General features: G+C 67.6%; 15 protein-coding genes. 7 read left to right on the top strand and 8 right to left on the bottom strand.

From position 1 onward, the window contains the following. Positions 1-222: hypothetical protein (locus CEG14_RS26450; protein ID WP_176461543.1), on the top strand; the 222-nt coding region annotated here is incomplete at its 5' end. A 102-nt stretch (positions 223-324) separates the two neighbouring features. On the opposite strand, the gene CEG14_RS22130 is transcribed toward CEG14_RS26450, so the two are convergent. Next, positions 325-1,128: a hypothetical protein gene (locus tag CEG14_RS22130; RefSeq protein ID WP_094828581.1), complete on the bottom strand. Its 804-nt coding sequence runs from the start codon at positions 1,126-1,128 to the stop codon at positions 325-327. A gap of 366 nt (positions 1,129-1,494) precedes the next feature. Between CEG14_RS22130 and CEG14_RS22135 the strand changes: the two genes are divergently transcribed. Next, positions 1,495-3,597 carry a DUF4344 domain-containing metallopeptidase gene (locus tag CEG14_RS22135; protein ID WP_094828582.1) on the top strand — a complete coding sequence of 701 codons (2,103 nt, stop codon included), beginning with the start codon at positions 1,495-1,497 and terminating at the stop codon, positions 3,595-3,597. Between the two features lie 24 nt (positions 3,598-3,621). On the opposite strand, the gene CEG14_RS22140 is transcribed toward CEG14_RS22135, so the two are convergent. Beyond that, the gene (locus tag CEG14_RS22140) at positions 3,622-4,353 is read right to left on the bottom strand and encodes an SDR family NAD(P)-dependent oxidoreductase (RefSeq protein ID WP_094828583.1); all 732 of its coding nucleotides are present in this window, start codon (positions 4,351-4,353) and stop codon (positions 3,622-3,624) included. A gap of 372 nt (positions 4,354-4,725) precedes the next feature. On the opposite strand from CEG14_RS22140, the gene CEG14_RS22145 reads away from it, so the two are divergent. After that, a complete protein-coding gene (locus CEG14_RS22145; RefSeq protein WP_094828584.1) occupies positions 4,726-7,125 on the top strand; it encodes a mechanosensitive ion channel domain-containing protein in 2,400 nt (799 codons plus the stop codon). 64 nt (positions 7,126-7,189) lie between these two features. Here the strand turns inward: CEG14_RS22145 and CEG14_RS22150 are convergent, their stop codons facing one another. From CEG14_RS22150 to CEG14_RS22170, 5 genes are all read right to left on the bottom strand, one after another. Next, complete coding sequence (locus CEG14_RS22150) at positions 7,190-9,670, bottom strand: TonB-dependent siderophore receptor (protein ID WP_094828585.1); 2,481 nt, start codon at positions 9,668-9,670, stop codon at positions 7,190-7,192. 154 nt (positions 9,671-9,824) lie between these two features. Beyond that, the gene (locus CEG14_RS22155; RefSeq protein WP_094828586.1) at positions 9,825-10,805 is read right to left on the bottom strand and encodes a FecR domain-containing protein; all 981 of its coding nucleotides are present in this window, start codon (positions 10,803-10,805) and stop codon (positions 9,825-9,827) included. Then, a complete protein-coding gene (locus CEG14_RS22160) occupies positions 10,802-11,314 on the bottom strand; it encodes a sigma-70 family RNA polymerase sigma factor (protein WP_094828587.1) in 513 nt (170 codons plus the stop codon). Before CEG14_RS22160 ends, CEG14_RS22155 begins: the two co-directional genes overlap by 4 nt. Before the next feature lie 97 nt (positions 11,315-11,411). Then, entirely contained in the window at positions 11,412-12,050 is a 639-nt protein-coding gene (locus CEG14_RS22165) for a DUF1294 domain-containing protein (protein ID WP_094828588.1), read from the bottom strand. Between the two features lie 250 nt (positions 12,051-12,300). Further along, complete coding sequence (locus CEG14_RS22170) at positions 12,301-13,266, bottom strand: Bug family tripartite tricarboxylate transporter substrate binding protein (RefSeq protein ID WP_094828589.1); 966 nt, start codon at positions 13,264-13,266, stop codon at positions 12,301-12,303. A 243-nt stretch (positions 13,267-13,509) separates the two neighbouring features. Here CEG14_RS22170 and CEG14_RS22175 point away from each other — a divergent pair, with 243 nt between their 5' ends. Next, positions 13,510-14,496 carry a Bug family tripartite tricarboxylate transporter substrate binding protein gene (locus tag CEG14_RS22175; RefSeq protein ID WP_094828590.1) on the top strand — a complete coding sequence of 329 codons (987 nt, stop codon included), beginning with the start codon at positions 13,510-13,512 and terminating at the stop codon, positions 14,494-14,496. Between the two features lie 9 nt (positions 14,497-14,505). Then, entirely contained in the window at positions 14,506-15,291 is a 786-nt protein-coding gene (locus tag CEG14_RS22180; protein ID WP_256985916.1) for an SDR family NAD(P)-dependent oxidoreductase, read from the top strand. A gap of 482 nt (positions 15,292-15,773) precedes the next feature. Here the strand turns inward: CEG14_RS22180 and CEG14_RS22185 are convergent, their stop codons facing one another. Further along, complete coding sequence (locus CEG14_RS22185; RefSeq protein WP_094828592.1) at positions 15,774-16,865, bottom strand: type I restriction endonuclease; 1,092 nt, start codon at positions 16,863-16,865, stop codon at positions 15,774-15,776. Between the two features lie 467 nt (positions 16,866-17,332). On the opposite strand from CEG14_RS22185, the gene CEG14_RS22190 reads away from it, so the two are divergent. Beyond that, positions 17,333-17,584, top strand: a complete 252-nt coding sequence (locus CEG14_RS22190) for a hypothetical protein (RefSeq protein WP_094828593.1) — start codon at positions 17,333-17,335, stop codon at positions 17,582-17,584. Between the two features lie 279 nt (positions 17,585-17,863). Then, positions 17,864-18,133 (top strand): hypothetical protein, encoded by a 270-nt coding sequence (locus CEG14_RS26120; RefSeq protein WP_143277264.1) that lies wholly within the window; start codon positions 17,864-17,866, stop codon positions 18,131-18,133. Positions 18,134-18,233 lie beyond the last annotated feature (100 nt).

Consider the following 18,233-nt stretch of genomic DNA (forward strand, 5'->3'; position numbering starts at 1 on the left):
GATTCGCGCGTGCGCACGGCGGCGAGCTTCGCGGCCGACCCGACCGGCTCGACCAGCTTCACCTCGCTCGGCGCCACGCCGATCAAGGACACCGGCGTGCTGGTGCTGGGCGCCACGCTGGCGACCCACAAGAACCTCACCATCGGCCTGAACTACACGCTGGAAGCGGCGAGCGGCTACACGTCGCAGACCGGCGACCTGCGCGTGCGCTACGCCTTCTGACGAGGCAAGCCGGCCGGGCGCCCTGCCCGGCCGGGTCCGCAACCCGATGGCCCGCAAGGGCGGTCGGCGAGGACATCGCGGCCGGCGCCCTGCCGGCCGTTTTCAATGGGCGGGCGCGCTGTCGAAGATCGGCGCGTGCCGGACCGGCGCCTTCGGCACGCGGCGCAAGGTGCCGCCCAGCCCCTCGAGCAGCACCCGGATCGACGCCGCGTCAGCGAGCAGATCGGCGTCCGGCTTGCGATCGATGTCGGGCGCGTAGAGCAAGGCGCTCAACAGGTCGAGCGGATTCAGCCCGTCGCGCCCAAGGTGGGCATCGAGCGCGCCGCGCGCCTGCGCGATCGATTGGCGCACACCCGGCTGCGCGGCCGCCTGCTGCAACACGTCGCGATGGGTCTGCGACAGCCCCAGCCATCCCCCCACGCTCATCATCTGGTGCAGCACCTGCGGCCACTGCGCTTCGAAGGCGCGCCGGTAGTAATCGACCGCCGCGGCCCCGAAGCCCGCCTGCTCGCACGCCAGCGCCTTGTCGATGTGCGCATTGTCGGCGCCGAAAAACGCCAGCAGCGTCGCCGACGCGCCGGAACCGAAGGGAGGATATTCGCCGATCTTGCGCAACGCCCCGCCCGGCCCTTTGCCCGTGCGGCGCACCGCCAGCGAATAGACTTTCTCCGTGAGCCGGCACTGCGTGCAGCGGTAGCGCAGATGCAGATAGAGCGGCGCCTCGCCCACGCGCGGCGCCTCGTCGCCACATTCGAAGCGCTGGAGTCCATCGCACATCTCCGTGCCGCAGAACAGCCGCAACGCGGGCGGCTGCAATACCGGCCCATCGTCCGTGCCCACCAGCAGGTCGGAGATGGTCGAGTACCCGCCGGGCGGCAGGTTTTCCATGAAACGCTTGAAGCGCAAGAGAGACTCCCGGCGAAGGGGAACGCCGCGTCGATCGAAACCCATGCAGTCGCGGCCGAAAATCATGTATGGATTTTTTGGAATATTGTATGGATTCACGCGACGCCGATCAAACCCGTCGCCCGCCCGCCTGTCCCCGAGGCCGTCGGCCGCGGACGCCTCGCCATGCGCCCCGCGCCATATTTGGTAAGACTTTTATTGGCTTGGTATAGCCCGTTAACAAATCGCCCATCCCCTTGCGGGGCATGGGGATATATTGCTGATCTTTGCCGTTGCCGCCGCGCCCGGGGTCCGACACCGCGCCGGCTCACGTCCCGCGGCGGCGACGCGTCCCCCTTCAAATTCACTCTGGCCAAGAGAACCCGCATGCGTCTACGTGCCGTTGCTTTGCTCGTGGTTCTCGGTGTGTTCGGCTCGCCCGCGCACGCCGAGTTTGAACAACAGCTCGGCCCGCTCGCGGGCGCGGTGCGGCCACAGCTCATGCAGGGCTGGACCGCCAGCGTGCAGGATGGCTGGTTCACGCTCTACAACGCGAAGCAGCGCGAGAGCGAGCAGACCCTGCTGGTGCGCGTGGGGCCGCCGCCCGAATCGGGCCGCGTGACCAATCTCAATGTGGTCGTGCGATCGGAGCATCCCAAGGCGGCCATCGGCGTGATGCTGAACAATCAGCAGCGCAAGAGTCTGTGCCTGATGGAGATCACGGCCGACCGCAGCACGCACCTGTTCTGTCTGGAAAACGGCAAGCGCCGCGAAGTCGCCACCGTGCCGAATTCGGCCAAGCTCGACGGCTCCGACCGCATCCGCGTGATCGAGGTGCCGGGCGCCGCGCGCTTCCTTCTCAATGGCCAGAAGGTCGGCGACATCGAGGACACGCCCGCGCTCGATGGCGACATCGGCATCATGGCCTACGACGTGGGCACCTTCGGCCTGGCCGAGTTCACGATCGACAACGACCTCGACCGGGGCCGTCCGGCGGCCGCGCCCGCGCCGGGCGCGCAGCCGCCGCGCACCGGGTCTCCCGCGCCCAACTCGCCCCCGCCGCGCCGCGAAAGCGGCGGCGCAGGCGGCGCAGGCAACAGCGTGGCCGGCACCGGCCCGCTGCCGCTGTTCGGTGGCGACAGCAAGCGCACCACCTCGGTGTACATCGGCCTGGTGCGCAGCATCTTCCTGCACGAGTTCGGCCACGCCCTGATCGGCGAGCTCGAGCTGCCCTCCACCGGCGCCGAGGAAGACGCCGTCGACATCTACTCGGCGCTGCGCATCGTCGAGCCCACCATGTATCCGTCGCAGAACGCCGATGAGAACGACATGGTGCGCGACGCGGCCGTGTATGCCGCGCTGCAATGGTTCTACAGCGGCAAGCTGGCCGAGGCGCGCGGCGCCGGCGAGTCGCCCTGGCAGGACGAGCACACCGGCGATCTCAAGCGCTTCCGCAACATGTTCTGCATCATGTACGGCGGCAACACCGCGGCATTCGCCTCGCTCGCCAACGCGGTCGAGCTCGACGGGCGCACGCGCAGCCGCTGCACCGACGAGTTCAACAAGCAGAACCGCGCCTGGCGCAAGATCCTCGCGCCGCACACCCGCGTGGGCACCTGGTCGCCCGACGGCCAGCAGCCGGCCAACGCGCCCGGCGCGCCGGTGAACGTGGTGTTCGAACCGTCCAAGAGCAAGGTCGGCAATCTGTTCGCCAACAACTTCGCCGAACCGCTGGCGCAGAACTTCAGCCAGCTGGGCAAGACCTACGTGCTGCCGCGTCCGGTCAACGTCACCTTCAAGGACTGCGGCACGCTCAACGCCTGGTACGACCCGCGCGCGGGCTCGGTGACCATGTGCTATGAGCTGCTCGAGCACCTGGCGGTGATGATCTCCGACATCGAAATGGGCACCGTGGGCGGCATGCCCAAGGGCGACGCCGCGGCCCAGCCCGCCCGCCAGCAGGGCGCGCCGGGACAGGGCGCCGGACAGGGCGCCGGCCAGGGCGCCGCGCCGCCGCGTGCCATCGACGAGCTGCAGGACATGGGCATCCCCGCCACCGCGCTGCTGTTCTCCTCGCCCTACAAGGGCCCGACGCCGAACAAGCACTTCAACGCCCAGATCATCCGCACCGAAGACTTCCTCGTGCTCGCCAAGAACCATCGCGACATGCTGCTGATCGACACCAGCGGCCAGATGGAGACCATCCCGAGCGCGATTTCGCTGGCCGACGCCGGCTCCGACGGCAGCGTGACCGACTCGCTGCAATCCGCGCTCGACGCCTGGCTCACCAAGACCGCCGGCGAGGGCCGCAAGGCGCCGCTGGTGTTCTTCGGCGCCGGCCTGAACGACCGCTCCTCCTACAACGCCGCGCTGCGCGCCGCGACGCTGGGCTGGCCGACCTACTGGTATCGCGGCGGCATGCAGGCCTGGAAGGCCAACGGCGGCACGACCGTGCCGCTCAAGAGCCGGAAGGACGCGCCCCAGCAGTAAGCGCGCAGCTCCCTCCAGCCGGGATCACGGCAACGCGATCCCGGTGGCGTCCTGCAAAGCGGCGATCAGGCGCGCCTGGAAGGCCGCGTCATGCACCGCGGGATGCGGATCGCGCCGCTGCTGGTGATGCCAGTAGCCCCCGCTCTCCAGCGCCTGCGCATCATCACGGGTCGCGAGCCAGGCCTGCGTGACATGCCCGAGGCTCAGATCGTCCGGCGCGTTCGGGCCGCCCATCTTCGTGGGCACCCAGCCCGGGTCCACCGCCTGGCTCTCCACCTCGGGCCAGCGGCGCGCGAGCGCCGCCGCGAACGCCGTCACGAACAACTTGCTGTCCGAATACGAGGCGCTCTCGCGGGCACCGTCCCACGCCATGCCGTCGAGCGCCGGGCGGCCGTCGTAGTGCATCTCGCTGCTCAGGAACACCAGCCGGCGCGGCCGCGGGATGAGCGCGGTCAACACGTAGGGCGCCACCACATTGACCGGCAGGATCGCCGCACCGGTGAACACGCCCGCGTTGTGGATCACGGCATCGAGCGGCCCGGCCGCCTCGACCTGGCGCGCCAGCTCGCGTGTCTGCGCCAGGTCGGCAAGATTGCCTGCGACCGCGCGCGCACCCGCGGGCAAGGCCGCGCGCACGTCGGCCAGGCGTTGTTCGCTGCGGCCATGCAGCAGCACCTCGTGTCCTTGCGCGACCAGCGCGCGGGCGGCCGCGAGGCCCAGCCCGTCGGTGGATCCGGTGATGAAAATGCGCGCCATGATGCGTCCTCCCGTGAGTCGGTCAGGCCCGGCCGGGCGCCGGGTCGACGATGCGCCAGTGTAGGGGCGGCAGCGCGCGCACAAGGCGATGACCCGACGAATCACCGGGTATATCGCGCGCCGTGACCGGGCGCGCATCGGGCCCGGCACGGGCGCCTGCCCCGCGGATTCGGCATCGGCGGCATGGGGCTTTATCATCTAGGACAGCCACGGCGCCGCCGCGCCGCGGGTTTCCCGGCTCGTAGAGGAGATTTATTAGTGGTTCGATCCGCAACGACAGCATCGCATTCTTCCCCGCCCCGCATCCATGCCGCCAGCCTCTGGCGGCTGCGCCGCGAGAGGCCCTGGCTGGCAGCCCTGCTGCTGGCGGCGATGCTGAGTTGCCTGGCCATCCTCTGGCAGGGCGCGGCCGTGGCGGCGCCCGCCCAGGCCGCGCCGGACACCTCGGCCCAGGCCCAGGCACCGGCGCTCACGCCGGCCGCGCTGGCCGACATGCTCGACAATCCCGAGATGCGCAAGACACTGATCGAGCAGTTGCGCGCGCAATCGTCCGGCGAGGGCGCGGCGGCGGCGCCCCGCGCGGCGGGCGCGGCCAGCCAGCCCGCGCAGCCCACGGAACCCGGCCTGCAGGAGCGCATGGCCGACGGCGTGCAGCGCTTTCTCACCGGCGTGGCCGCCGACATGGGCCAGGGCGTGGACGATCTGCGCGTGCTGGCCGCCGGCGGCAGCCTGCGCATGGACAGCGGCACCGCGAGCAATGCGCTGCTGCCCCTGCTGCTGGCCGCGGTCGCCACCATCATCGCGTTCATCGTGCTGCGCATGATCGCCATGCGCATCTACTCGCGCATCGACCGCTGGGTGGCCGTGCACGGCGCCGAGCCCGACCCGCAGGCCCGGCGCGGCGCGCCCGCCTCCATGCGCGCCCTGGCGCGGCGCATGGGCGCCATCGTGGGCGCGCTGGCCATCGACGTGGGCGTGGTGCTGCTCGCGGCCATGGCGGGCGGCACCGCCGCGCTCTGGAACACGCCGGGACGCGGCAACGTCGACACGCTCGCGGCGCTGTTCCTGCAGGCCTTCGTGGCGGTGGAGATCGCCAAGGTGCTGATCCGCACGGTGTTCGCCGTGCGGCATCCGCACCTGCGCCTGCTGCCCATGTCCGATGCGCTGGCCCGGTACTGGAACGGCTGGCTGGTGCGCATCGTCGCGGCCGCGGGCTACGGCACGCTGCTGATCGACCCGGTGATCTCGGCCTCGCTCTCGCCCGCGCTCGGCCGCCTCACCAGCATGCTCATCATGCTGGCCGTGTACGTGTATGCGGTGAGCGTGATCTGGCAGAACCGCCAGTCGGTGCGCGACCACATGAATCGCCGTGCCGCCGGCGCGGCCACCTTCATGGGCTCGCGCCTGCATTTCCTGTCGCGCATCTGGCACGTCCTGGGCATCGCCTACTTCACCGTGCTGCTGGTGGTGAGCCAGGTCGACCCGACCAACGCCCTGCCCTTCATGGCGCGCGCCACGATCCAGACGCTGCTGGTGATCGGCGTGGGCAGCCTGCTGATCCTGCTGCTCAACACCGTGCTGGCCAAGCCCATCCAGCTGCCGGCCGACGTGCGGCGCCGCCTGCCCCTGCTCGAGGCCCGCGTGAACGCCTACGTGCCCGCCGCCCTGAAGCTGGTCGGCTGGATCATCCGCATCGTCATCGTGCTGCTGATCCTGGATGCCTGGCATGCGTTCGACCTGTCGCGCTGGCTCGCTTCCGACGCCGGCGCCGCCGCGATCAAGGTGGTGCTGAACGTCGTCATCGTGCTGCTGATCGCGGCGCTGGCCTGGACCGTCATCGCCAGCGTCATCGAGCATCGCCTGAGCCAGAGCGAGGGGCGCGGCATGCCGAGCGCGCGCGAGCGCACCCTGCTCGCGCTGTTCCGCAACGCGGCCCTGATCGTCATCGTGACCATGACGCTGCTCGTGCTGCTGTCGCAGATCGGCATCGACATCGGCCCGCTGATCGCCGGTGCCGGCGTGGTCGGCCTGGCCATCGGTTTCGGCGCGCAGAAGCTGGTGCAGGACATCATCACCGGCGTGTTCATCCAGCTCGAAAACGGCATGAACGAAAACGACGTGGTGCAGGTCGCGGGCGTGTTCGGCACGGTCGAGAAGATGACCATCCGCTCGGTCGGCATCCGCACGCTCGACGGCGGCTACCATTTGGTACCGTTCTCGTCGGTGGACGTGGTGGCCAACCACATGCGCGACTTCTCCTACCACCTGGGCGAATACACCATCGCGCACCGCGAGAGCGTGGACGACGCGATCGTGCACCTGCGCGCGGCCTTCGCCGAGCTCATGACCGACTCGGTGCTCGGCCCCGAGATCCTCGAGGAGATGACGGTGGCCGGCGTGACCGCGGTCAACGACAAGGGCGTGACCATCCGCATCCTGATCAAGACCACCCCCGGCATGCAATGGGCCGTGCAGCGCGGCTACAACCGCCTGCTCAAGAAGCACTTCGACGCCGCCGGCATCGAGCTGCCCTACCCGCACACGGTGGTGTACTTCGGCCAGGACAAGCGCGGCTACGCGCCCGCGGCCAACGTGGTCATGCAGGCCGAGCGTGCCGACGAGGGCGAGGACGCCCGCGCCGCCGGCCACACCCGCCGTCCGCTGCAGGTCGATAGCGGCGGCGGCGACGCCGCGGAGGTGCTCGGCAACGAGCTCGAGGCCCGCGAAGAAGGCGAAAGCGAGGGCGACACGCCCCCGCCCAAGCCCGCCTGATGGCCTCGCGCCGGCGCGGGTGGCGCGTGCGCCTGCCCGCCCCGGCGCGGTCCTGTCAGACGCGTCAGAAGGTGCCGCGCAGCGTCAGGGTGGCGTTGCGCGGATCGCCGTAGAAGCTGCCCCAGCCCGGCGCACCGATGGTCTGGTAGTACTTCTTGTCGAGCAGGTTGTTCACGTTCAGCGCGGCCGACCAGTGCTTGTTGAACTGGTAGCCGATGCGCGCGTTCCAGATGGCGTAGGAGCCCTGCGACACCCGGACATTGCGCGTGTCGGTGTAGCTGCCCGACTGGAAGTTCACGCCCCCGCCCAGCGTCCACGCCGACAGCGCGCCGGGCAACCGGTAGTCGGACCACAGGCGCAGGATGTGCTTGGGCGTCACGGTGCGGCCGAAGTTGGTGGTCGACACCTCCGTGTCGTCGAGGAACTTCAAAGTGTTGAAGGTGTAGCCCGCGAAGAGCTGCCAGCCCCGCGCGATCTCGCCGCTGATCTCGGCGTCCACGCCCTGGCTGCGCACCTTGCCGCTCGACAGATAGCAGATGTCGCCCACGCGGCACGCGCTCACCATGTCCTGCTGCGCGCGATTCTTCTGGTCGATGCGGAACAGCGCCAGCGAGGTGTTCACCCGCCCGTCCATCAGCTCGCCCTTGATGCCCACCTCGTAGTTCTTGCCCACGATGGGATCGAGCAGCGCGCCGGAGGCATCGAGCGCGTTCTGCGGCTCGAAGATCTCGGCATAGCTCACGTAGCCCGACCACTGCGGATCGAACGCGTAGATCAGGCCGCCGTACGGCGTGACGACGCCGTTCTCCTTGTAGGGATCGGTATAGGGCGCACCGCCGTCACGATAGCGGCCGGTGTTTTCATACCAGCTCACGCGCGCGCCGGCCACCAGCGTGAGCGGATCGGCCAGGCTGAAGCGGCCCACGCCGTACACGCCGGTCTGCTTCATCCGCACGATGGTCGCGGCGCCGCGGTAGGCGTTCTCGCGCAGCCACGCGTCGGAGGGCTCCGGCACATGGTGATCCGGGTCGAACACGTTCATGGCCCGGTTCAGGCGCGCCGTGGAGAAGTCGTTCTTGCTGACCAGCTCGTTGACGCTGCCGCCCACGCTGAACTTGTGCTTGCGGCCCAGCGCCTCGAAAGCGCCGTCCACGTCGAGGTTCAACGCCTTGTTGTGCGTGGAGAGATCGAAGATGCCGGCGTACATCGTGGGGCCGAGCAGCGTCTGCGGATCGACGGCGCCTTCCGTGAAGGCGTACTTGGAATCGTTGGATTCCTGCGTGGACGTGGCGGTCAGGCGCAGCGACCAGTCCTGGTCGAAGCGATGCGCCAGCTCCGCGAACACGGAGGTCTGCTTGCCGTTCCAGCGGTTCCAGTCCTGCGCGAGCGAGGTCGAGCGCTTGAGCCCGATGTCGTCGCCGTTCACGTAGTGCGGCAGGCCATGGAAGAACGGCGTCGAGCGCAGCTCCTCATAGCTGATGCCGCCCGTCAGCGTGGTGTCGGGCCCGAAGTCATAGCTCAGCACGCCGTACAGCACGCCGTTGCGGCTCTTGGCGGTGTCGTAGAAATAGTCGCGATCGTTGTAGCTGACCACGCCACGGCCGCGCAGCGAGCCCGATTCGTTCAGCGGGCCCGTCGCGTCGATGTCGGCGCGGTAGTTGTTCCAGGAGCCGCCGCTGGCCATCACCTGGAGCTGGTTCTCGGCGAGCGGGCGCTTGCGCACCAGGTTCACCGCCGCGCTGGGCGAGCCCGCGCCCTGCAGCAGGCCGGTGGCGCCGCGCACGATCTCCACCCGGTCCAGGATCACGGTGGTGCTCGTGAAGCTGTTGGCCTGCGGGTAGTAGAACGCGCGGTTCACGCCGTCGAACTGGTAGCTGTCCACGCGGAACCCGCGCGAGTACACGTAGTTGCCGCCCATCGGGCTCTTGTAGAGCGTCATGCCGGTGCTGTTGGCGAGCACGTCGTCCAGCGTGTTGGCGTTCTGGTCGTCCATGCGCTGGCGCGTCACCACGGTAACCGACTGCGGGATCTCCTTCAGGGTCTGCTGGCCCTTGCCGATGGTCACGGTGCGGCTGGTGTAGCTGCCGGTGCCTTCGGTGGTGGCCTCCGACAGGCCCGTCACCATGACCGGCGCCAGCGTCGACACGCCCGACGAGGCCTGCGGCGCGCGGCGCAGGTGATAGCCCTCCCCGTTGGCATTGGCGACCGCCTCCAGGCCCGTGCCCGCCAGCAGCGCCGCCAGCCCCTGCTCGGCGGTGTAGCGCCCGGACACCCCCTGGGTCCGCACGCCGCGCGTCAGCGCGGGCGATGCCGCCACGGTGATCCGGGCCGCCACGCCAAACTGGCCCAGCGCCTCGTCCAGCGTGGTCGGTGCGATCGCAAACGTGATGCCGCCCGCGGCGGCGGATTGCGCCCAGGACGCGGCCGGCGCGGCCAACGGCAAGGCCGCGGCGAGCGCGAGATGAACGGCAAGGCGCAGCGCGGCGGGCCGGTGGCCGTGCCGCGCGGCGAAGGCGGGAGAGAGTGAGGACTGGCGTAGTGCCATGACGGGTTCCTGGTTCGTTCGACAGAATGGCCAGGCCCCGTGCGCCTCGGGGCCTGTCTCTATGTCTAACGCGCCAGAATCGGGAATCTTCGACGGCGTTACAAATTCGTTGTGGCGGCAACCGATCCGGACCGGGCCCGGCATCCGTGCGCCCTCATGCGCGGCCCACGCTCACCCAATAACGCGTGCGATAGCGCAGCCTGAGGTCCAGCACGCCGGCCAGCACCTGCAGCGCCCTGTCGGTGTCGTCGATCCGGAAGGCCCCCGTCACCTCGCGCGCTGCCACGTCGTCGTCGCAGCGCAGCAGGCCCGGGCGATAGCGCCCCAGTTCGACCAGGAAGCGGTCGAGCCGCATGCGGTTGGCCACCAGCATGCCCTCGCTCCAGGCCGGCCCCTGCCCCTCGGCGGGCGTGGCGGCCGACACCGCGGCCGCGTCGAACGAGGCCTGCTCGCCGGCATGCACCACGCGCGCCGCCTGCGTGCGCGCGGGCTCTACCCGCACCGCCCCTTCGTACACCGCGAGGTGCGTGGCGTGGCTGTCCGCCTCCATCTGCCGCACCGCGAAGCGGGTGCCCAGCGGCGTGAGCAGCCCGTTCGGCGTCATCACCCCGAACGGCCGGCCCGCCGCGTCGGCGGCCGTGGCGATCAGGATTTCGCCGCTGCGCAATTCGACGCGGCGCTGCCCCGCGTCGTAGCGCAGCGCCACCACCGAACCGGTATTCATCGTGAGCAGCGTGCCGTCGGGCAGCGTCATCTGGCGCTGCTCGCCGGTGGCCGTGCGATACACGCTGGCGCCGTCCCACAGGCCCTGGCGCGCGCCCAGCCATCCCAGCGTGCCGAGCCCCACGGCGCCGACCGCCCACTTCATCGCATTGCGGCGCGTACGCTGCTCGCAATAGCGCAGGATGGTCTGGCCCGCGGCACCGCCGGAGAGGTTCCGGCCGGTGGCGGCGCCCACGTCCTGGCTGATGCCCTGCAGCCGCTGCCACGCGAGCTCGTGCCGCGCGTCGGCCTCGCGCCAGCGCGCACAGGCCGCCTGCGTGGCCGCGTCGGGCGCATCGCCGGTGCGCATCATCCATTGGGCGGCCTGCGCGATGATGTCGGGATGCAGCCGCTCGCTGTGCAGGGCGCTCATGCGTACAGCACCGCGTAGCAATGCTGCCAGGCCTTCACGATGTCGCGCTGCACCGCCGCCACCGACACGCCCAGGCGCTCGGCCACCGCCAGATACGGCAGCCCTTCCACCTGCGCCAGCACGAACACCTGCCGCACGCGCGGCGGCAACTGCTCCATCATGCGGCACACCGCGTCCAGCGCCTCGACCACCAGCGCATGCGTCTCGGGCCCCGGCTCGACCTCTTCGGCACGCGCCGCCAGCGTCTCGAGGTAGGCCTGCTCGATCGCGCGGCGGCGGGATTGATCGATCAACAGCCGCTTGGCCACCGTCGTCAGGAAACCGCGCGGCTCCGCGAACGCCGCGCGCGACTCGCTGCGCATCACGCGCTCGAACGTGTCGTGCGCCAGATCCGCCGCGTTCTCGCTATTGCCGCTCAGCCGGCGGCGCAACATCTGCACGAGCCAGCCGTGATGCTCTCGATACAGGCTGACGAACTCGTCAGAGGACGCAAAGTCGACAGGGCGCACGGGACTTTCCGATCAAACGGTAATGGGAATGATTTCTAATTGTAGACGATCATTCCGTGCGAGGGCGCCGTGCCGCCCGCCGCCGGCACGCCAGCGCTCAAGCGCCCAGCCGCTGTACCCAGGCCAGCAGCCAGCTGCGTACCATGGGTTGCGTCAGCAACACGCAGGCCGCCACGTTCAGCAGCGCCGTGAGCCAATACACGGCCAGGAACGACGGCTTGGACGACTTGTGGCGCAGCATCTGCTGCGCCACCAACGCGCCCGGCCACCCGCCGGCCAGCGCCAGCATGTGCAGCGTGCTCTCGGGAATCCGCCGCACCCCGGCGCGCGCCGACGACTTGTCCGCGGCGTACACCACGAACGCCAGCACGCTCATCCCCGCATACACCAGCCCTAGCCAGAGCGGCAGCGCCCCGAACGCGATCGCCGCGACCAGCCCCGCCACGACCAGCCCGAGAAACAGCGCCGTTTTCGCACCCAGCCCGTGCACCACCCGTCCGCGCGCCGGTGCCGGCGCGCCCTGCGCCGCATCCAGCAGACGCACCTGCCGCGCCCGGGGCCGACCGTCCTTGCCGGCCTCGACGAAGAACCGCACCCGCTGCGCCAGGTCCGGTCGCCCCGACTCGAAGGCGGAGATATGCACGAACACCCCCTCGCCCCCATCGTCCGGCGCGATGAAGCCGAAGCCACGCGCATCATCCCAACGCCGGATCCGGCCTTCTTTGAGGCCTTTCATAGGGGAAGACTCGGGTCGGATGGATTCATGGGTGTTCGTGTCGGCAACGATGGCATCGTGGAAAGCCCGGCCACCTCGGCGCCAGAGGTCGACCCGTGCTTCCCGTTGATCGGGTCCTGCAGTGTGCCATCAATGCCAGCCCGGGTCGAAAGCCAAGGCCGCCGACCGCTGCCGACGCGTGCTGCAGAAAAAGGCCATCGTGCAGGCTGCGGGCTGAGCCCGCGCACGCCCGAGCTCGGCGCTGTCCGCCCTACTCGCGCGTGCGCGCCTTCGCGCTCGCCTCGAACGCATCGGCCAGGCGCAGCTGCTCGCGCTTGTAATCGTCCAGCGTGCCGTCGTAGCCGTCCAGGAAGAGATCCCGCCGCGCCCTGTCCATCGCTTCGGATGAGGCGGCCTGCCTGACGAAGGCGGCCAGTTGCGCGCGCACCGGTTCGGGGATCCCGGTGCGCACGGCCACGCTGTAGCTGCTGTGGAACACCATGTCCGGCACGCCGAGCGCCGCGAAGGTCTGCACGCCGGGCAGATGGCTGGTGCTGCCCGGCCGGCCGGTATAGGCCAGCACCTTGACGTGGGGATTGTCCTTGACGCTCTGGGTCGTGCCGAGGGTGGTGAAATAGCCGTCGATCTGGCCGCCGAGTATGGCGGTGAGGCCCTCGGCACCGCCCTTGAACGGGATCGGGCGGTAGTGCACGCCCAGCCCGGCGGCCAGTCTCGTGGCCAGCATGGAGTACGTGCCCACGCCCAGGTCGGCGATGCCGATGTCCAGTTCGCGCTTCACCCCCTTGAGATCCTCGAGCCGGTTCCAGCCGCGGTCGGCCGGGACGATGAAGGCGTAGCTGCTCTGGGCCAGCGGCGCCAGGATCTCGAAATCGGAGAATTCATAGCCTGCGCCCGGCGTGGTGAACTTGGCGCTGTAGAAGCCCTCGGCATGGACCAGCAGCGTGTAGCCGTCCGCCGGCCGGCTGTTCACCGCCGTGATGCCGATGGCCGAGCCCGCGCCGGGCCGGTTCTCCACGACCACCGGCTGTCCCATGATGGCGCCGAGCTGCTGCGCAAAGGCGCGCGAGATGGCATCGGTGGCGGCACCCGGCGGATACGGCACGACGAGCCGGACGGGTTTGGTCGGGTAGTTCGATTGCGCGGCGGCCGTCACGGACAACAACGCGCTGATGAGCGCGCCACCCAGCAGCAGGCGACGTCGAAGGGCGATGGGCATGGCGTTGTTCTTCTGCAGTTGTCTCCCGCCAAAGTGTATCGATCGCGCCGCCACGGGATTGCGCCAAATTCCGGAGAACTCTTCTGCAGAAAACGCAGCAGGCGGCGCGCGCCACGCGCTGCGGCCGTGTCGGCCCACTCCTTCGATTCGTGCAGTTCTGATCTGCGCAATCAGCTATAGCCAACCCGACGGCGCTTCCTAGAATTTAGAGCTTCCCATAATTCAAACATCCTGGAGACGCTCATGACCCATCCCTTGCCCAAGCGACGGGCGATGCTGCTCGGCGCCATGCTCATGGGCCTGGGCATCAACGCCGTTGCCGCCCCCGACACCTGGCCCGACCGTCCCATCCGCCTCGTGGTCGCGGGCTCGTCCGGCGCGGGCGGCGACATCTTCGCAAGGCTGGTGGCGGCGCCGCTGGCAAAGGCGCTGGGCCAGCCCGTGGTCGTGGAGGCCAAGCCCGGCGCCAACGGCATGATCGCCTGCGAGACGGTGGCCAAGGCCACGCCCGACGGCTACACGCTGCTGTTCGCGCCCTCGTCCGCCATCCTGCTGAACCCGGTCGTGCTGCCCTCGCTGCCCTACGACACGGAGAAAGACCTGCTGCCCATCGCGCAGGTCGGCGCGGCCGGGATCCTGCTGGTCGCCAATCCGAGCACCGGCTTCAAGAATCTGGCCGACATGGTCGCGTATGCCAAGGCCAATCCCGGCAAGCTCGCCTATGGTTCGTGGGGCACCGGCTCGTCCGGCAACCTGGCGATGGAAGGCATCAAGGCCCACTACGGCCTCGACATGCCGCACGTGCCCTACAAGCAGCTGGTCACCGAGAGCACCGACCTGATCGCCAACAACATCAGCGTCGGCTTCATGGACATCGCCTCGCCGATTCCGCACATGCGCGCGGGCAAGCTGGTTGCGCTGGGCCAGACCGGCTCGCGCCGCTGGCCCGCCTCGATGGACGTGCCCACGCTCGCGGAGCAAGGCTACACGTTCGAGGCCGACGGCTGGTACGGCGTGTTCGCGCCGGCAGGCACGCCGCCCGCGATCGTCACGCGGCTGAACGCCGAGATCTACCGCGCCCAGCACGCCCCCGACGTGCGCGAAAAGATCGAAGGCCAGAACATGATCGTGCCGGCCAACATGTCAGCACAGGACTTCGCCGCATCGATCAAGCGCGATGCCGTCATCTGGCAGGGCCTGGCGAAAGTCGCCGACCTGAAGAACAAGTAGGCGATGACCATGGAAACGGCACCCCGCTTTGCCTACGCCGCCGACGCGCTGCACGGCCGCGTGGCCGTGGTCACCGGCGCCACCGGCGGCATCGGCCTGGCCATCTGCACGCACCTGCGCGCGATGGGCGCGACGGTGGTGCAGGCGGACCTGAACGCCGCCGACGCCGCCGCAGACTCGGCCGGCCTCCTGACTTTGCACTGCGACATCGCCGATCCCGCGTCGGTCGCGGCACTGGCCCGCGCGGTGCGGGAGCGCTACGGCCGCTGCGACGTGCTCGTCAACAACGCGGCCGTCAGCGCGGCGCCGGTGGGCCTGGAAGATTTCCCGCTCGATCTGTGGGACCGGATACTCCGCATCAATCTGCGCGGCGCGCTGCTGTGCGCCCAGGCCGTGTTTCCCTTGATGCGCGACCGGCAGGCCGGCAGCATCATCAACGTGGCCTCGATCTCCGCGCACGCCCCCACGCGGCTCGGCGCCTACGGCACCTCCAAGGCGGCGCTGCAGGCGCTCACGCGCCAGATGGCCGTCGAATGGGCGCCGCGCGGCATCCGCGCCAACTCGATCAGCCCCGGCATGATCCGCACGCCGCTCTCCGAGAAGCACTATCACGACGACGACGTGCTGCAGAAGCGCATCGCCCACATCCCCGCGAGACGCATCGGCCTGCCCGCCGACATCGCCGGCGCCGTGGGCTTCCTGGCCAGCGACGCCTCGCAGTATCTGAACGGGCAGGACATCGTGGTCGACGGCGGCTTTCTCAAGGCATCGCTGAGCAATCTGTACGCGGGGTGAGGCGCGCGGGCTGAACCTAGCTAGGCACACCCAAGACTTCTGCGCGCGACGAGGTTTCGAAAAAGCTGTGCCGCGTCAGGGATTTCAGCGATATCCGTTGCCGGGCTGAGTCCCGGCGCGGCCGGTATATGGATTTTGGTTTCCCTTCGTCGACCAGTTGTTGTTCTGCGAAGCATCAGGCATAGATCGCTGATGTGGCGCCACATACGTACCGTCGCGGCGCGTATACCCGTCTACTGTCGTGCTGTTCCAGTTAGAGCCCGTGCCATAGCTTGGCATCGGGGTCCGCGGCGCAGATGGCGCCGAGTATCCGCTTCCGCGGCTCGAAGCCGAACCGTAAGCGTTTCCCCCGTAATACTGCGCAAGCGCAGAACCGCCAAACGTCAGAGCGCAAACGGCAAAAATGAATCGAAGCGTGTAGCGCATCTTTCCTCCCAAGATTAGAACCAAGAACCCTCTTTTTCGAAAAGCGATGGGGCTCTCTAGCTTGCCGCTCCGGCCTCACCGCCATAGAAACCGACGGTTTTACGAAGGGCGTCGGAGAAGCTGTATATCTCATCAATCGACGAAATCGGGTGACGTGTCTCAGTTTTGTTTTCGTCGAAGATGCCCACGTACTTCTGAGCGCGATTGAAATGAAGGCGGCATATAGGCTTGCGGTTGTTGTCGTCCAAAAGTATGCCCATATAGCTTTGGGTATCTCGCTGAACGACTCGCTTGACGTCCACGACCGCCCGCACAATTGCCTTTACAACGTGGTAGCCCTCGATTTCCTCCAGTGTAGTAGTGATGGAATCGTCCGCGGTGTCGGCAATGTCTTCCGCCTCTGGCGTCTCGGCAACTACTGACGCGACTGCGTTGTTGCTCATGGCCGACTTCAGGCGCTCGTTGATCTGATCATTCAAGAATTGACTCAACGCGCGCTTTGTCAGCGCCGAGAACTGATCTCGAACGCGTTGTGTGATGGCACCGTCATAAACACGGGAGGCAAAGAGTCTTACGAAGTCTTCCTCGGGGGCCACGAACTGATTGGCTACGACCTTCTTAATTTGACTGAGATACTTCAGTTCGCCAGCGGCACTAATGACCGAATCCAGGTCAAACGCGCCTTTGGTAAGCTTCTTAAGCTCCGGCACGACATAGTCGTCGATGTCGAGCAGGTCAAGTTCCAAGAATGGCTTTTGGTCCATCTTGTTAGGTGCGTCCAGATCAGTGAAGAACTGGTAGTTCTGCCCATTCGTCAGAATGGAGACTCGAGCAGTGGTGACGTGGAAGTAACGGAACAACTGCGATGCATGATTGATGTGCAGCGGGTCTCCGAACTTCTTGCACTCAATCAGTATTTGAATCTCCGAATTCAAAAGGATGGCGTAGTCGACCTTTTCACCCTTCTTGGTTCCCACGTCGGAGATGAATTCCGGTGTCACCTCATTGGGATCGAATACGTCGTATCCCAAAATGTTGTGAATGAACGGCATGACGAACGCGTTCTTTGTCGCCTCCTCAGTTTTGATCGCCGGGCCTTGCTGGCGAATCTTCTCTGAAAGACTTCTGAGTTTCTCCATCAACTCCATGCTCTACTCCGATAGGTGCACAAGCCATCGCTCGCGCGGACTTAAGGGCAATCAAGACACGAACACGGCTGGTCGACTTGGAGGCACTTGCCAGTTCGACCGCGCGGCACTGCACGTCAATCGCCAGCCGCTTAGTCAAGCCACCTCAATCGACTCGTCTACCGCAGTGAATCGAACTTCCTTCGCTATTCACTACGGCATGCTACCGATGTAACCTGATACTACTTCACACCCTCTGCGGGAGCAAAGGCTTTCGACTACGCTCCTGCAGAAATGAATTACGTTCGTCGTGAGCCGACGAGCGCCGCCAGAACGCTGTTATGCAGGGCGTGCAAGGTTGAGCAGTTGCGGTGGTCTAAACTGATTTCCAACAGTCGGTAGCCTTTAACCCGCCGCAAACCCGAAGGGTCTAGTAAGGTGAATCCTTCTCCGGCATCCGTGCTCTGCTGCCCGTTGGAACCATAAATATGTCCGTTGCCCGACCATTTTTTCTTTTCACTTTTTCCTGCATCGCATGCGCATCGGTCGTCGGCTGCGCGGACAATCCGCCAAAACGAACAGGTATGGACTATCAAAGTTCGCCCTCTGCGGCAACGTCTGATCGGAGCAGCGAGACTGGAAGGACGGGGCAGCGCCTGACCATTCAGTCAGGGGAAGGGGAGCAGTTAAATCTGCCCTGGTTCATCCAGGACACGCAGGACTGGATCAACAGCAATTGACTCCCCATCCCCCGTCTCCCGTAGCCCAACGGGTCGCGCAGGTTCTTCCGCTTATTTACTGAGGCTTCATCGACGGTGATTGACCGCGCGGGACCGAGCGAATACCGACACGCACCGCAGATATGTTGTGCTCGCAACGACTAAACCCACTTCGCAGATCTCCTCGGATTCTGCAACACTCTCGCAACGATTTCTGACAATCCCCCCGGTAAACTGCGCGCTTGTTGCGGCGCCGCCGCCCTGGCCCGTCGCGCACACCCCCTGGAGAGCAGCACCCCCATGTTCCGTCATCTGGTCTTCGCGGCATTCCTGACCGTGACCGGCAGCGCCGTCGGTCGATTGCGCCAAGGCCGCCACGCCGATGGAAAAGTCCCTGCGCGGCAGCATCGATCTCGGCAACCCGGACGCGGCGGTCGCGCAGCAGTACAAGGCGGTGCGCGGGTGGCGGTCGGCGTCATCCCGCCCCCGGGCGTCGAGGACGACGGCTTCGGCCCGCCGTTCTGCGGCATGAATGGCAGCCTGCGCGGCGACGGGTTTTCGGTGCGCTGAGGCGAGCCGACGGCCGCCCGCAGCGCTTGCGCTACATCGACGTCCGGCATGACCAAAGGCCGGCAAGGCCCGCGCAGATCGATCGTTTGCGGTCGCACGT

This window comes from Bordetella genomosp. 1 (genome assembly GCF_002261335.1).
GTDB lineage: Bacteria > Pseudomonadota > Gammaproteobacteria > Burkholderiales > Burkholderiaceae_B > Bordetella.

Coding starts and splice junctions, on each gene's coding strand:
- CEG14_RS22165 (WP_094828588.1), bottom strand. CDS start 12,050: ATGAAAGGCCTCAAAGAAGGCCGGATCCGGCGTTGGGATGATGCGCGT.
- CEG14_RS22175 (WP_094828590.1), top strand. CDS start 13,510: ATGACCCATCCCTTGCCCAAGCGACGGGCGATGCTGCTCGGCGCCATG.
- CEG14_RS22170 (WP_094828589.1), bottom strand. CDS start 13,266: ATGCCCATCGCCCTTCGACGTCGCCTGCTGCTGGGTGGCGCGCTCATC.
- CEG14_RS22155 (WP_094828586.1), bottom strand. CDS start 10,805: ATGAGCGCCCTGCACAGCGAGCGGCTGCATCCCGACATCATCGCGCAG.
- CEG14_RS22145 (WP_094828584.1), top strand. CDS start 4,726: ATGCTGAGTTGCCTGGCCATCCTCTGGCAGGGCGCGGCCGTGGCGGCG.
- CEG14_RS26120 (WP_143277264.1), top strand. CDS start 17,864: ATGTTCCGTCATCTGGTCTTCGCGGCATTCCTGACCGTGACCGGCAGC.
- CEG14_RS22135 (WP_094828582.1), top strand. CDS start 1,495: ATGCGTCTACGTGCCGTTGCTTTGCTCGTGGTTCTCGGTGTGTTCGGC.
- CEG14_RS22180 (WP_256985916.1), top strand. CDS start 14,506: ATGGAAACGGCACCCCGCTTTGCCTACGCCGCCGACGCGCTGCACGGC.
- CEG14_RS22150 (WP_094828585.1), bottom strand. CDS start 9,670: ATGGCACTACGCCAGTCCTCACTCTCTCCCGCCTTCGCCGCGCGGCAC.
- CEG14_RS22140 (WP_094828583.1), bottom strand. CDS start 4,353: ATGGCGCGCATTTTCATCACCGGATCCACCGACGGGCTGGGCCTCGCG.
- CEG14_RS22190 (WP_094828593.1), top strand. CDS start 17,333: ATGTCCGTTGCCCGACCATTTTTTCTTTTCACTTTTTCCTGCATCGCA.
- CEG14_RS22185 (WP_094828592.1), bottom strand. CDS start 16,865: ATGGAGTTGATGGAGAAACTCAGAAGTCTTTCAGAGAAGATTCGCCAG.